12 protein-coding genes are annotated in these 14716 nt (G+C 72.0%); 3 read left to right on the top strand and 9 right to left on the bottom strand.

Features of this window, described 5'->3' with window-relative positions; all coding sequences use genetic code 11:
• The first annotated feature begins 306 nt into the window (after positions 1-306).
• Positions 307-1314 carry an acetylxylan esterase gene (locus ACSMXX_RS01010; protein WP_473182113.1) on the top strand — a complete coding sequence of 336 codons (1008 nt, stop codon included), beginning with the start codon at positions 307-309 and terminating at the stop codon, positions 1312-1314.
• A 142-nt stretch (positions 1315-1456) separates the two neighbouring features.
• On the opposite strand, the gene ACSMXX_RS01005 is transcribed toward ACSMXX_RS01010, so the two are convergent.
• The 5 genes from ACSMXX_RS01005 to xylB all read right to left on the bottom strand — a co-directional run bounded on the left by ACSMXX_RS01005 (position 1457) and on the right by xylB (position 7721).
• Positions 1457-3013 carry an acyl-CoA synthetase gene (locus ACSMXX_RS01005; protein ID WP_473182112.1) on the bottom strand — a complete coding sequence of 519 codons (1557 nt, stop codon included), beginning with the start codon at positions 3011-3013 and terminating at the stop codon, positions 1457-1459.
• Between the two features lie 42 nt (positions 3014-3055).
• Positions 3056-3832 carry a bestrophin-like domain gene (locus ACSMXX_RS01000; protein WP_473182111.1) on the bottom strand — a complete coding sequence of 259 codons (777 nt, stop codon included), beginning with the start codon at positions 3830-3832 and terminating at the stop codon, positions 3056-3058.
• Positions 3833-3925: 93 nt separating this feature from the next.
• Positions 3926-4735, bottom strand: coding sequence for a hypothetical protein (locus ACSMXX_RS00995; RefSeq protein ID WP_473182110.1), 810 nt, complete (start codon positions 4733-4735; stop codon positions 3926-3928).
• Positions 4736-4921: 186 nt separating this feature from the next.
• Positions 4922-6133: an ROK family protein gene (locus ACSMXX_RS00990; protein WP_473182109.1), complete on the bottom strand. Its 1212-nt coding sequence runs from the start codon at positions 6131-6133 to the stop codon at positions 4922-4924.
• A 127-nt stretch (positions 6134-6260) separates the two neighbouring features.
• Positions 6261-7721: a xylulokinase gene (xylB, locus tag ACSMXX_RS00985; protein ID WP_473182108.1), complete on the bottom strand. Its 1461-nt coding sequence runs from the start codon at positions 7719-7721 to the stop codon at positions 6261-6263.
• Between the two features lie 134 nt (positions 7722-7855).
• Here xylB and xylA point away from each other — a divergent pair, with 134 nt between their 5' ends.
• Positions 7856-9022, top strand: a complete 1167-nt coding sequence (gene xylA / locus ACSMXX_RS00980; protein WP_473182107.1) for a xylose isomerase — start codon at positions 7856-7858, stop codon at positions 9020-9022.
• A 92-nt stretch (positions 9023-9114) separates the two neighbouring features.
• Here the strand turns inward: xylA and ACSMXX_RS00975 are convergent, their stop codons facing one another.
• Together ACSMXX_RS00975 and ACSMXX_RS00970 are read right to left on the bottom strand one after the other, a co-directional pair.
• Entirely contained in the window at positions 9115-10149 is a 1035-nt protein-coding gene (locus tag ACSMXX_RS00975; RefSeq protein WP_473182106.1) for a sigma-70 family RNA polymerase sigma factor, read from the bottom strand.
• 325 nt (positions 10150-10474) lie between these two features.
• Positions 10475-10759, bottom strand: a complete 285-nt coding sequence (locus ACSMXX_RS00970) for an SGM_3592 family protein (RefSeq protein ID WP_473182105.1) — start codon at positions 10757-10759, stop codon at positions 10475-10477.
• Positions 10760-11236: 477 nt separating this feature from the next.
• On the opposite strand from ACSMXX_RS00970, the gene ACSMXX_RS00965 reads away from it, so the two are divergent.
• Positions 11237-12592, top strand: a complete 1356-nt coding sequence (locus ACSMXX_RS00965; protein WP_473184582.1) for an amino acid permease — start codon at positions 11237-11239, stop codon at positions 12590-12592.
• 71 nt (positions 12593-12663) lie between these two features.
• Here ACSMXX_RS00965 and ACSMXX_RS00960 read toward each other — a convergent pair whose 3' ends face one another.
• Positions 12664-13728, bottom strand: a complete 1065-nt coding sequence (locus ACSMXX_RS00960; RefSeq protein ID WP_473182104.1) for a DMT family transporter — start codon at positions 13726-13728, stop codon at positions 12664-12666.
• A 442-nt stretch (positions 13729-14170) separates the two neighbouring features.
• A complete protein-coding gene (locus ACSMXX_RS00955) occupies positions 14171-14608 on the bottom strand; it encodes an ATP-binding protein (protein WP_473182103.1) in 438 nt (145 codons plus the stop codon).
• Positions 14609-14716 lie beyond the last annotated feature (108 nt).

Raw genomic sequence — 14716 nt, 5'->3', positions numbered from 1 at the left:
GCCCGCAAGGGCCGAGGGGACGCATCGCAAGGCGGAGGATCGTCCTCGTACTGGGGTCCCCCATGCCTCGAAGGGCTGGGGTTCCCCATGCGAAGCCAGGGGCGGGAGTACTCGGGCGACTCCGACAACGCTGGGGGCACCTCCCGCGAAGCGAGGGAGAGGTGCAGGGCGTCGCGAGCCGGTGAACTTTCCGGTCACAGCACTCCGGAGGCGTCCGGCGGGCCCGGGCGGCCTCCGGCCACCGTGCGATGCTGTGGCTTCCCGGCCTGGGCATACGGAGGGCCGGAGAGTTCGCCGAGGAGATTCATGCCGCTGACCGACATGCCGCTGGAGCAACTCCGCGCCTACCGGCCCGAGACCGCCGCGCCGGAGGACTTCGAGGACTTCTGGGCCAAGACCCTCGTCCTGGCCCGCGAAGCGGCACATTCGGCTCCGCCCGCCGGTTTCGCACGGGTGACGGACTCGCCGCTGCGCACGGTGGACGTCCACGACGTCCGCTTCCCGGGCTGGGACGGCCAGCCCGTCGCGGCCTGGCTGCTGCTGCCGCGCGGCGCGGACACCCCGCTGCCCGCCGTCGTGAACTACATCGGCTACAGCGGCGGCAGAGGGCTGCACACCGAGCACCTGCTGTGGAGCGCCGCAGGCTACGCGCACCTCGTCGTCGACAGCCGCGGCCAGGGCCACGCCACTCCCGACCCGGACCCGGTGCCGGGACCGCAGTACGTCGGGGGCTTCATGACCCGCGGCATCGGCGGGCCCGGACACCACTACTACCGTCGTCTGATCACGGACGCGGTGCGCGCCGTCGACGCCGTGCGCACCCATCCCGCGGTCGATCCCGGCCGCGTCGTCGTCACCGGTCACAGTCAGGGCGGCGCCATGGCGCTGGCCGTCTCCGCGCTGGCGGGCACGGAGGTCGCGGCGGCGCTCGTCGACGTGCCGTTCCTGTGCCACATCCGGCGCGGCGCGGAGCTCGCCACTGCCGGCCCCTACTCGGAGATCACGCAGTATCTCGGCGTGCACACGCGCGACGACCCGGAGAGCCTCTTCTCCACGCTGGACTACTTCGACGGCCTGCACTTCGCCCGGCGTGCCGCCTCGGTGCCCGCGCTGTTCAGCGTCGCGCTCATGGACCCGGTCTGCCCTCCGTCCACCGGATTCGCCGCGTACAACCACTACGCCCATCCCGACAAGGACGTCGTCGTATGGCAGTTCGGCGACCACGGAGGGGGACGGGGCTCGCAGACGCCCCGGCAGCTGCAGTGGCTCGCCGCCCGCGGACTCGGACCTGACGGCGCGGAGCGGGACACCTGAGAAGGCCGGCCGGGCGCGGGGGTGTGCGCGGGGCGAGCCGGTTGTGAACGTCTGTACCGGCGGTCTGTCGGGCGAAGGTATCCGCCTCGGCGACTTCCGTCGGATGCGTGCCCGCCCGCAGTGCGTCTTCCCGCCCGGTCTTTCAGCCCGGGGCCGGCGTCTCCTCCGGCGGATCGGTCAGCGCCCGCTTGAGGACCTTGCCCATGTCGTTGCGCGGGAGGGCGTCCCGGAAGTGCACCGTGCGGGGCCGTTTGTGCGGGGCGAGCTGTGCGGCCACGAACTCTGCCAGCTCCTCCGGCCGGGGCGGCGCCGCGGGATCGGCGGGCACGACCCAGGCGACGACGTGTTCGCCCAGATCGGGGTCGGGAGCGGCGGTGACGGCGGCCTCTGCGACACCCGGATGGGACAGGAGCACGTTCTCGATCTCGCCGGCGCCGATCTTGTAGCCGCCGCTCTTGATGAGGTCGGTCGCCTTCCGCCCCACGAGCCGTACGTAGCCGTCCGCGTCCTGGGTCGCGATGTCGCCCGTACGGAACCAGCCGCCGTCGAACGCCCCGGCCGTCGCGTCCGGGCGGTTGAGGTATTCGGTGAAGAGGTTCGGCCCCCGGACCTGCACTTCCCCGATGACTTCCGCGCCGTCCCCGTTCTCCGCCGCGGCCTTCCCCTCCTCGGTCTTCTTCTCCGCGGTCTCCTTCTCCGCGGTGTCCGCGGGCCCGCCCGCGGCGCCGATCCGGCTCCCCGTCTCGTCGACGAGGCGCAGGTCCACATCGGGCAGCGGCACCCCGACCGTCCCGGGGCGCGGGTCGCCGTCGGCGCGCACGCTGGTGTTCATCAGCGTCTCCGTCATTCCGTACCGCTCGATGACGTGGCGGCCCGTCGCCGCGTGAATGCGCCGGTGGTCGGCCGGGAGGAGGGGCGCCGAGCCGGAGACCAGCAACCGGGCTCCGGAGAGCGCCCGGACCAGCTCCGGTCCGGAGTCGAGTGCCTCCGCCAGGCGGTGGTACGTCGTGGGCACCCCGAACAGCATCGTCCCGCCGCCGGCGAGGGCGCTCGCCACACCCTCCGGGGAGAACCGTCCCAGGTGGTGCACGGAGCCGCCGCGGCGAAGCGGCCCGAGGACGCCCAGGACCAGGCCGTGCACATGGAAGAGCGGCAGCGCGTGCACGACGACGTCGTCCCCGGTCCACTGCCAGGCGTCCTCCAGCGCGTCGAGTGTGCAGGCGACGGCGCGGCGGGAGAGGACGACGCCCTTGGGCGGCCCGGTGGTGCCGGAGGTGTAGACGATCAGTGCGGCCGACTCGGCGTTGGGCTCGGGTGCGGGAGACCACGCGGCGGTGCCGGTCTCACCGCTGACGACGACGTCCGTACGGGGTGTCCCGGCCAGCCCCTCCGGCAGTTCGGCCTCCGGCTGCGCCAGCACGGCCGAGGGCGCGCTGTCGGCGACGATGTGCGCCAGTTCGCGCTCGCCGCTGCGCGGGTTGAGCGGCACCACGGGGACACCGGCCAGCAGCGCGGCCACCACGGCGACAGCTGTCTCCAGGGCGGGGGTGGCCCAGACCGCGATCCGTCCCGAGTCGCCGATGCGGGCGGCCGTCTCACCTGCCGCGGCCGCCAGTTGCCGGTAGCTGAGGGTCCGCTCGCCGAAGCGCAGCGCCGTGCGGTCCGACTCGGTGTGCAGCGCGGGCAAGAGCAGTGACACCCGGTTCTCCTCAGATGATCCCGACCGTGGACGGTCAGCATCTCATCCGCCTCCGACCTCGCCGCCTGCCCGGGGAAAGAGCGCCGTGAACGCACCGGCCGGGTCCGTCAGCCCGCGCGCGAACGGCTCGTCGAAGTGCCGTACGAGGAAGAGCAGAAAGGCGATCAGCGCCGTGAACAGCCCGGCCAGCAGCAACTCCCTCGCCGAGCGCTGGATCTGGAGTGCGAAGAGCATCCCGACCGAGACGACCGCACCGGCGAACAGCCCGAACCAGACCACGCCCGGCAACGTCGGCTCCGCGCTCGCCGCACGGCCGTTGCGTGCGGCGTCGGCCGCCGCGACCCGGTCCGCCAGCGCCGCGTACGTCTGTTCCTCACGTCCCGTGCGCGGCTCCCAGTCCAGTACGTCCTTGCGCAGTTCCGCGAGCAACCGGCCGCCGCGGGCGGTGAGTTCGCCGTGCTCCACCATGTACGGCCACTCGGTGGCGACGGCATGGCGCACGTAGGCGTCCACGTCCGACCTGATCCGCTCGCGCTGGGCAGGCGGTGCGATGCGGGCGCGTTCGTGGATCTCGTGGAGGGCCTGCGCCTCGTCCTTGGCCACAGCGTCGGCCACGTTGCGTGCCTCCCACACGCCCGCGATGGCCAGTCCGAGCACGATCGCGTACACGACGCCGGTCATCATCGTCATGTACTCGATCACATCGGGGGTTTCGGACGGGTCGTCGTGGTCCGTGCGCCGCTGACGCAGTACGACGGCTGCGGTGACCGCGGCGCACGCGGTGAGGGTGGCGAGGATCAGGACCAGCCATTCGGGCACGGTTGCACTCCCGTGGTGTCGGCGGGGCAGGCAGAACGGGACCGGGACGATCGTGTTGTGAAGCGTTGCGGGTGCCGGGTGCGGCCGGACGGGTCAGCGGGTGAAGGGCGACGACGAGGCGGAGGGCGGGCCCGAACCGGGGCCGCCGCGCGGTGAGTTGCCGCTGCGGCCGCTGCGGGAGCGCAGTGCGGCGGCGGCGAGCACGGCGGGAGCCACCAGCAGCAGAAGGTACGTGGTGAGGTGGAGCCGGCCCGTGTGGTGCGGCCGGACCGGATCGAGCCGGGCGGGCGTGGTCAGCTGGGAACGGGTGGGCCCGGGGGAGTGCGATGGTGCGGCCTCACCTGACGGGCGGTCGCGGGCCGGACCCGGAGCGGCGTGCCGGGACGGCGGCGCCGGCGGCTGCTGCACCACCGGGGCCGCGGCAGGCCGGCTGCTGTGCGACGGCTCCGGAGAACCGGTGTCCGGGGGCGGTGACGGCTTCGGTGGTACGGAGGACGGCGGGGGCGTGAACGTGGGTGTCGGGGACGGGGAAGGCGGCTGTGGCACTTCCGGCCGGCAGACGCACTCTCCGCGGCAGAGCTTCGCGACGAGTGCGAGCTGCGCGAGCTGCCGGTGGCCGGCGACGAGGGAGAGCGACGCGGCGTCGCATCCGCCGAGCCGTGCCTCCAGGGCGGCCCGCGAGCCGCCCGCTTCGACCCACAGGCCGAAGTCGTCAGGGGCGGAACCAGAAGGGGCGCCGGTGACGCCGCCGAGGTTCGGTACGGGTATGGGTACGGGGCCGGCCCCGGCCGCCCCCGTCGCCGGCGGGGACCAGGCCGCAGCCGGTGCGGTGCAGATCAGAACAAGTGCCGTACCGGCCAGGGCCGTTGATGCAGTGCGGTGCCATAGGTGGCGTCGTGTCACACGACTGAGGATGTGGGGCGCCGTGGGCGCACGACACGGCATCCGTCCGGTAATCGCCCGAAGTGCTGAATGCTGACGCTCGGTTGACCAGCCGTGCCCGCCCGGCCTCTGGCCCCAACCGGTCTCCGATCCCGCCCGGCCTCCGGCCCCGATGGCCGCCGGTCTCCGGCCCCCCGCCCCAAGGGCTCAGTGTGCGACGGCGTACGGCAGCGGGTCGTCGAGCACCGCCCTTACGACCGAGTGCGCGGCCCCGAGCGAGGGACCGTCGCCGCCTGCGGCCGAGACCGCCACCTCGGGCACCGCCTCCTGTGTGGCCGTCCGCTGCCGCAACTCCCGCTCCAGCGCGGGCAGCAGCCACGGCGCCAGTCCGGCGAGTGCGCCGCCGAGCAGCACCGAGCGCGGATCGAGGAGATTGACCGCGCCGGTGAGCGCGATGCCCAGCGCCCTGCCCGCACGCTGCAGAGCCCGATGCGCGCCGTCGTCCCCGTTCTCGGCGCGGGTCCGCAGTCTCTCCAGCGCCGCGCTGCGCCCGCCGGCGCCGTGCACCGCGACCCCGGCGGCACGCAGCAGCGCCGCCTCACCGGCGTACTGCTCCAGGCATCCCGACCCGCCGCACGCACAGCGCGGTCCGTAGGGCTGCACCGGTACGTGGCCGAGCTCTCCGGCGAATCCCCTTGTGCCGCGCAGGAGTTCACCGTCGAGAACGATCCCGGCCCCGATGCCGACCTCGGCCGAGACGTGAATGAAGTCCCGCCGGGGGTTGCTCGGGTCGCCGAGCCAGAGCTCCGCCAGCGCACCGAAGTTGGCCTCGTTCTCCACCGTCAGCGGGAGGTGCTGCCGCTCCGCCGGTCCGAGATGCGCTGCGATGTCCGTGTCGTACCAGCCGAGGTTGGGGGCCCGTACGACGTTCGCCGAGGAACGTGCGACCAGCCCGGGAACAGCGACGGCCAGCCCTGCCGGACGCAGGCCCGCCGCTCCGGCCTCCGCGGTGACGCGGTCCAGGAGCGAACTCAGGCGCCGCAGCACGGAGTCGGGGCCGGCGTCGCCGTTGGGTGTCTCGTCGACGGCACGGGCACGGACCCGTCCGCCGAGGTCGACGGCGCACACGGTCAGATGGTCCACGCCGATCTCCGCACCGACACCGCACGGGCCCAGACCGGTGAGCGCCAGCGCGTTGCCGGGCCGGCCGACCCCGCCGGAGCGCCCCGGCCCCAGCTCGACGAGGAACCCCGCCCGCAGCAGCTCCTCGACGAGCGTGGACACGGACGCACGGGTCAGTCCGATCCTCGCGGCCACGGAGGCACGTGAGACCGGACCGGCGTCGGCGACCGCGTACAGCACACGGGAGAGGTTGCGCTGACGCATCTCCTGCTGCGAGTTGGGCGGGACGAGTGCCATGAACGTAACGTCCGTTCCTCCGGGGCGGATTGGATGGATCATGTGCAGGGCAGGGCCCGGGGCCGAGCGCTGGAGGGACCCCCACCCGGGCCGTCAGTCCCAGGGGGAGGGTTCCGCCGGAGGGCCGTCAGCGCTGCCGCAGCAGGGTATCCGCACCCCCAAGGGTGTCCGCGACACGGGTCACGGTGGTCTCGTCCCTCGGGACGGCGTCGTAGGCGGGGCCTTCGGCGGTGCCCCAGCGCCTCGCCACCGTGGCCGGATCCTCCTCCAGCAGCAACCCCGCCGCCTGCGCCGCCGCCCCGAGCGCCACCAGTTCCTCGGCGCGCGGCACCTGCACGGGCCGGCCCGAGAGCCGCCGCACCGTCTCGCGCCAGGCGGTGCCCTTGGCACCCCCGCCGATCAGCAGCAGCGGCGCGCTCTCATCAGCCCCCGCGCCCCTGCCCGCGTCCGCTCCCGCGCCCTGCCCGTCCAGCACCTGGTCGAGTGCCCGCAGCAGCGCGAAGACCGCTCCGTCGTAGGCGGCCTGCAGCACCTGCCCGGCGCTGGTGTCGTGCCGCAGTCCGCTCAACAGCCCGGACGCATACGGCAGGTTGGGCGTCCGCTCGCCGTCGAGGAACGGCAGCACCACCGCCTCGCCGCCGCTCTCGACGGCCTCGCGGTGGAGGGAGAGCAGCGCGGCCACGCGGTCCACGGCGAGTGTGCAGTTGAGGGTGCAGGCCAGCGGCAGCCAGTCGCCGCGTGCGTCCGCGAACCCCGCGACCGTGCCGGTCGGATCGGTGGGGCGACGGGTGGAGACGGCGTACACGGTGCCCGAGGTGCCCAGGCTGAGCACCGGCTGCCCGGGGCGCAGACCCAGCCCGAGTGCCGCCGCCATGTTGTCGCCGGTGCCGGCGGCGACGAGCGCTCCCGCGGGCAGCGGAAGCCCCGGCCGAACGGTGCCCGCCGCTTCGCCCGGAGTCAGCACTCGCGGCAGCAACTGCGGTGCGAGGCCGATGAGTTCGAGCATCTCCTCGTCGTAGCCCTCCGTGGAGCTCGCCCACCATCCGGTTCCTGACGCGTCGCCGCGGTCGGTGGTGCCCTCGCCGGTGAGGCGACCCGTCAGATAGTCGTGCGGCAGGCGGACTGCCGCGGTCGCGGCTGCGGACTGCGGCTCGTTCTCGCACAGCCACGCCCACTTGGTGACCGTGAACGCGGCGGCGGGAACGCTGCCGAACCGCTCGGCCCACACCGCGGGGCCGCCGAGCTGCCCGACAAGGCGGTCGCTCTGCGGTGCGGAGCGCACGTCGTTCCACAGCATCGCGGGACGCACCGGCCGTCCACCGCCGTCCAGCGTGACGAGCCCGTGCTGCTGGCCGCCGACGGAGACCGCCGAGGCCTGCTGCGCCGCACGGCCGCATTGTGCGAGAGCGGCCTCCAGCGCCTGCCACCACTCCTCGGGGTCGCTCTCGCGGCCCGGCCCCGGGGTCACGGTGTGCGGCGCCTGGCCGCGGGCGACCACCTGGCCGGTGGCGGCGTCCACGACGAGCGCCTTGGCGGACTGCGTGGAACTGTCCACGCCGATGACGAACGGTCCCTCTGGTGCGGACATGAAACCCCTCAGCCTTCTTGTCCCGCCGTCCGCGGTCTCTTCCCACGGTGCGGCCCTGGGCGCATACTAATTTGTCAACGGTCATGACTAATAGCTGTGTGCGCAGCGAGGCGCCACAGAGAGAGGGCGGCGCGATGAGCTACGAGCCGACGCCGGAGGACAGGTTCAGCTTCGGTCTGTGGACGGTGGGCTGGGTGGGGCGAGATCCCTTCGGCGAAGCGACCCGCACGCCCCTCGATGCCGTCGAGGCCGTTCACCGGCTCGCAGGGCTCGGCGCCTGGGGGATCACCTTCCATGACGACGACCTCATTCCGCACGGTACGGCTCAGGCCGGACGGGAAGCCCACGTCAAGCGGTTCCGGCAGGCTCTGGAGGCCACCGGCATGACCGTGCCGATGGCGACGACCAATCTCTTCTCCCATCCGGTCTTCAAGGACGGTGCCTTCACCGCCAACGACCGTGACGTGCGCCGCTACGCCCTGCGCAAGACGATGCGCAACATCGACCTCGCCGCCGAGCTGGGCGCGCGGACGTATGTGGCCTGGGGCGGCCGCGAGGGCGCCGAGTCGGGCGCGGCCAAGGACGTACGGGCGGCGCTGGACCGGATGAAGGAGGCGTTCGACCTCCTCGCCGAATACGTCACCGAGCAGGGCTACGACCTGCGGTTCGCCATCGAGCCGAAGCCGAACGAGCCACGCGGCGACATCCTTCTGCCCACCGTCGGCCACGCTCTGGCGTTCATCACCCGGCTGGAGCGGCCGGAGCTCTTCGGCGTCAATCCGGAGGTCGGCCACGAGCAGATGGCCGGGCTCAACTACCCGCACGGCATCGCCCAGGCCATGTGGGCGGGCAAGCTCATCCACCTCGACCTCAACGGCCAGTCGGGCATCAAGTACGACCAGGACCTGCGCTTCGGCGCGGGAGACCTGCGGGCCGCCTTCTGGACGGTCGACCTGCTGGAGAGCGGCGGCTACGAAGGGCCGCGCCACTTCGACTTCAAGCCGCCCCGCACCGAGGACTACGACGGAGTCTGGGCGTCGGCGGCCGGCTGCATGCGCAACTACCTGATCCTTCGCGAGCGGGCCGCCGCCTTCCGCGCCGACCCCGCGGTGCAGGAGGCGCTGCGCGATTCACGGCTCGACCAGCTCGCCCTGCCCACGCTGGCGCCCGGTGAGACGCCGGCGCAGCTCCTCGCGGACCCTTCCGCCTTCGAGGACTTCGACGCCGACGCGGCGGCCGGGCGGGGCATGGCCTTCGAACGGCTCGACCAGCTCGCGATGGACCATCTGCTCAGGGCGTGAACCGCCCGTCCGGGCCGGTCCGGACGGGCGCGAGCGCACGCAGCCGCGCACACGCGGCCGGGCTTCCGGCCCCCGCCCGTGCCCGCCGCCGCTCAGCGCGGAGCGGCGTCCGCGGGCACGGAGTCGGGCAGCCCGAACGTACGGAAGAGGTCCGCGCCGAAGAAGGCGCCCACATGTGCCACCTTGCCGTCCTCGATGGTGAGCACATGCAGCTGGAACGGCTTGTAGTCGCCGCCCTCGTGCCGGCTGTAGAGCGCGAACGCGGGCTGGCCGTTGGCGGCCACGGGCATCATCAGGCCCTCGCCGGGGCCTATGGGGCACTGTGCGCCGATGAGCCGTGCTATTTCGTCGCGGCCGCGGAACCACTCGGGGAACGGAGGCATCTCCCAGACCGCGTCTTCCTTGAAGAGCTGGACGATCGCAGTGACGTCGGAGTTCTCGAACGCCTTGGCGTAACGGTCGAGAAGCTCACGCTGCGCGGGATCGGTCGGCTCGGACAGTTCCTCCTCCGTGAGGGCGGCCTGCTGCAGCTGTGCGCGTGCGCGCTGAAGTGCGCTGTTGACGCTCGCGGTCGAGGTGTCGAGCAGCTCGGCGACCTCCGCGGCCCGCCACTTGAGGACCTCGCGCAGCAGCAGCACGGCCCGCTGTCTCGGCGGAAGATGCTGCAGAGCGGCGACGAGCGCGAGCCGCATGCTGGAGCGCGAGACGACGACCGCGGCCGGGTCGGCGGGCTGTTCGCCGCGGAACATCGCGTCGGGCACGGGCTCCAGCCACGGGACCTCGGGAGCCTCCACCACGGGGCGTTCCGGATCGTCGCTGGGTGCGCCGATCCCGGAGGGCATGGGCCGGCGGCCGCGGCTCTCGATGGCCGTCAGGCAGGCGTTCGTCGCGATCCTGTAGAGCCACGTACGCAGCGACGAGCGCCCCTCGAAGCGGTCGGCCGCACGCCATGCGCGCAGATACGTGTCCTGGACGAGGTCTTCGGCGTCGTGCACCGAGCCCATCATCCGGTAGCAGTGCGCCAGGAGTTCGCGGCGGTACGGCTGCGCCCGGTCCAGCAGATCGTCACGGCTGAGCGGGACGTCGGCGGACGCGGTGAGGGAGTCGCCGAGGGTGCTGTCTGTCATGATCCAGCCTTTCGCCTTTCGACGCCGCGGATGCGGGCGGTGGAGATCCGGCGCATCAGTATCGCAACCATGTGCGAATCCCGGGAGTCGAACGGGGAGATGTCTCGGTTCATACTGCTATTGATACGGACATTCTCCGCCCATGAGGCACCCCACCGGAATGGTCCGGGTGGTAAAGAAGAGTCGCGTGTGGACGATCGATCGCCGACGGCGCGCCTGTTCCGGGAACGGCGGCGGCCCGCGGCCCTGCCCCTGGCCGTCCAGGCGCGGGCGATGGCCGCAACGGTCCGCAGAGGTCGCGCCGGGAGGCGCGGTTTCGGGCTTCTCAGTCCTCGCCGCGGCGCCGCTTGCGCGCCCGGCGGCGGCCCTTGCTGAAGAACCAGCCCGCCGGCGGGGCGTCGGCACGCCAGGGCTGGGGCTCGGGCGGGCTCTCGCGCCAGCGCTCGCGGAGCATCCGGGTCCGTGCCGCGGGTTCCCTCACCTCGGCGCCCCGGATGAAGTCCTCGTCGAGGTCGAGCTCGTCGTCCCAGTTCGCCTTGCTCTCCCCGCTCTCCCCGCTCTCCTTCGACTCGTCCCCGTCCCCGCTGCGGCCCCGTGGCTCGATGTCCATGGGCCAGGCCTCCGTCTCTTTTATCCATATCGTCGAGATCTGATATGTGAACGCCTCGACGGGCGCATGTGTTCCACGCCCCTGTCTTCGGGGATTCCTCCGACGGAATGTGGACGGAAGTGCCGGCGGTGAACAGAGCCGGAATGTGTCGGTCCGTGCAATAGCTCCCTTAACTCGCGGCATCACTGAGGAGGCAGCTGATCACAGTCCGTAAAAGTGGCACAGATCACATTGACCTCTCGGCCGTCCTGGCTGTTCAGTGGCGCACTGACTCAGTCCGCAGAGAATTCCTTGGCAGAACCTTTGAATGAAGCTCATTTCAAGGAATTGCCCAAGGAAATGAAGGAACTTGCAATGGGCATGCGACGGCCGAATGTAACTGAGAGTGCAGATGAGAGGCGTTCCGAGCAGACGCCCGCCGAAGTGCCCGCGGAGCAGGACTCACTGAGAGCAGGCCTCAAGAACCGGCATCTGTCGATGATCGCGATCGGCGGAATCATCGGGGCGGGCCTCTTCGTCGGTTCCGGCGCCGGCATCGCCAAGGCCGGGCCGGGCATCATCGTCTCCTACGTCGTCGCCGGGCTGCTCGTCGTCCTCGTGATGCGGATGCTCGGCGAGATGGCGGCGGCCGACCCCTCCTCGGGCTCCTTCTCGACGTACGCCGACCGCGCTCTCGGACGCTGGGCGGGCTTCACCGTCGGATGGCTGTACTGGTGGTTCTGGGTGGTCGTCCTCGCGGTGGAGGCCACGGCCGCGGCGACGATCCTCACCAGCTGGGTGCCAGCCGTACCGCAGTGGAGCTGGGCGCTGATCGTCATGGTGCTGCTGACCGCGACCAACCTCGCCTCCGTGGGCTCCTACGGCGAGTTCGAGTTCTGGTTCGCCGGGATCAAGGTCGTGGCGATCGTCGCCTTCATCGTGATCGCCGGGGCGGCCGTGTTCGGGCTGATCCCCGGATCGGAGGCCTCAGGGGCCTCGAATCTGACAGAGCACGGCGGCTTCCTGCCGAACGGTCCAGGAGCGGTCCTGTCCGGGATGCTGCTGGTCGTCTTCTCCTTCATGGGCAGCGAGATCGTCACGCTCGCGGCCGGCGAGTCGCCCCATCCGGAGAAGATGGTGCGGCGCGCCACGAACAGCGTGATCTGGCGCATCGGCACCTTCTACCTGGGTTCGATCATCCTCGTGGTGATGCTGGTGCCGTGGAACTCCAAGGAAGTCGTGGACAAGGGTCCGTACGTTGCGACCCTCGACCAGATGGGGATCCCGCACGCCGGCACGATCATGGACGTCATCGTCGTGACCGCCGTGCTGTCCTGCCTCAACTCCGGTCTCTACACGGCCTCCCGTATGGCGTTCTCGCTCGGCCGCCGCGGTGATGCACCCACGTCGTTCTCGCAGGTGAACAAGCGGGGCGTGCCGGCGACGGCGATCTGGTCCTCGGTGGCCTTCGGCTTCGTCGCGGTCATCTTCAACTACACCTCGCCGGACACCGTCTTCCAGTTCCTGCTGAACTCCTCGGGAGCGGTGGCCCTCTTCGTCTGGCTCGTCATCTGCTTCTCGCAGCTGCGGCTGCGGCGGGTGATCGAGCGGGACATGCCCGAGCGGCACACGGTGAAGATGTGGCTCTTCCCGTATCTGACGTACGCGACGATCGCCCTGATGCTCTTCGTCATCGGCTACATGTTCTACGACGACGAGGGCCGCGAGCAGATGGTGATGTCCGTGGCGGTCGCGGCCGTCGTGCTCGTTCTCGGAATCCTGCTCCAGCGCAGGCACCGGCTCCAGGGGTCCGACGCGGCCCGTGAGCAGGAGTCGGCAGCCGTGGAGAGCTGACGGCACGGAGCCCGGCGTGCGGGCGGCGGCGTACCGGAGCATCCGGGGCCGCCGCCCGCACGCGTGTGCGCTCAGCTCCGCCCGTTCTCCCGCGCCGAGGCGGTCTCCGCGCGGGGTGTCCTTCGTGTGCCGCGGCGCCGGATCCGCGGCACACGTACCCGCACAGTGAGGACTAGCAGTCCCAGCAGGACCAGCCCCGTGCCCGTCCACGCCCACGCTCCGAGACGTTCGCCGACGACGGCCACGCCGAGCGCCGCGGCGACCACGGGCTCGAAGAGCGAAAGCGTCGTCGCCGTGCCCGCCGGAACGCGTGCCAGGCCGGCGCCGAAGAGCACGTACGCCAGGCACATGGGCACCACGGCCAGGTAGGCGGCGACCAGCACCCCGCGGGGCGTGCTCAGCAGAGGCGCGCCCGTGACGGCCAGTACCGGCAGCAGCACGAGGGCGCCCAGCCCGAAGAGACTGCCCATCGCCGCACGCGAGGAGTGCCCGGCGCGGATGATGCGGGCGCCGTAGCAGGTGAAGACGGCGTACGAGGCACCGGCGAGGAGCGCCAGCGCGACGCCGCCGGGCACATCGTGACCCGCCTCGGCGCCGCCCCCGGCGGTCAGCGCCAGCAGCGCACATCCCGCCCCGGCCGACACGGTCGCGGCGAACCAGCGCAGCGTCAGCCGCACCCCGACCAGCAGCCGCTCCAGCAGGGCGGCGAAGACGGGGGAGCAGCCGATGGTCACCACCGTGCCGGCGGCCACGCCCGCCCGGTCCATCGAGGAGTAGAAGGCGAGGGGATACACGGCGACGGCGGTGCCGCCGAGCAGCGCCCACAGCGGTACCTGGCGTGGGCCGCGCAGCACGCGCACCGCCGAGCGGCCCGCGATCAGAAGGGTGAGAAGGCCGCCGACGCCCATGGTGGCGGCACCGGTCGCGAGCGGGGACGCCCCGGCGGGGGCGAAGCTCGCAGCCGTGCCGGTGGTGCCCCACAGGGTCGCGGCGGCGAGCACGAGCAGTGGCCCGGCACCGCCGGGGGAGCGGTCGCTGCCGGAGGGCGAGTCCTTGGACGAGTGCGTGTGCGGGGCGGGTGAGCCGGGGTGTGCGTGCGCGCCTGGGCGCGACGCCGGACTGGCAGAGGATGACATGCGGAATGCGTCCTGATCCGTTGAAGGCCGGTGTTGACGGTCATCGGAAGGGCGCAGCAGCCGCCGGCAGCGGGTGGCAGAACCTCATGGCGCGGCCGCGGTGAGCGGCCGGCGAGGGATGGCCCGGGCTGCCGGGGGAGCGGGCGACGGCGCCTGTGCCGGCAGCCCGCGGATCAGAGTGCGCCCTCAGAGGGACGCGGGAGGCGGTGTGACCGCGTGCCAGTAGATCCTGTCCATGCCGACGAGCGTAGCCGAACCGGCAACGGGCGGGCACCCGGGCTGCCGCACATCACACGGCACAGCGCCACCGCCCCCCGTGCAGGGCGGTGGCGCTGTGCTGTGGCAGCCGGCTCGCGACGAAAGCCGGCACGTGGCTGTGGTGGCTGTTGCAGTGGCTGTTGCAGTGCTTGTGGCGGTGTGGGTGTTTGGCCGGCCGGCTGCCTCAGTGCTCACCGGCGGCAGGGGAACAGGTCAGCTCCGCCCACACCGAGTGGCCGCTGCCCGGGCCGCCGTCGAGGCTGCGGCGGATGCCCCAGTCGTCGGCGAGGACGCTGACGAGCAGCAGGCCCCGTCCGCTCTCACCGTCGGCGTCCACCGGGTCGCCCGGGCGCGGACGGAGGGGGTGCGGGCCGCCGCCCTGGTCGGTGACCTCCAGGCACAACCGCAGGCCCACCAGCCAGAGTTCACAGCTCACCTTCTCGCTGGTGGTGTGACGCACGGCGTTGGTGAAGAGCTCGGACACCAGCAACTGGGCGTCCTCGCAGATTTGTTGGTCGACTCGCCACTCGTACAGGCGGTCGACGACCCGTCTCCGCGCCTGCGCGACCGAGGTGTCGACGGCAGGCAGGCGGAACGCGTCCCTGAGCGGGCGTACCGACACAGCAGAGGGCCGATCTTCTAAAGAAAGGGCGTCATGGGGGGAAGCCACGGCTCCACTATGAGCTTGTCCGGTCACACTTGGCAAGGATCAGTCTGCAAATTACAGAAT

Source organism: Streptomyces sp. DSM 116795, from assembly GCF_055792905.1.
This window is presented reverse-complemented; position numbering and strand designations above follow the sequence as displayed.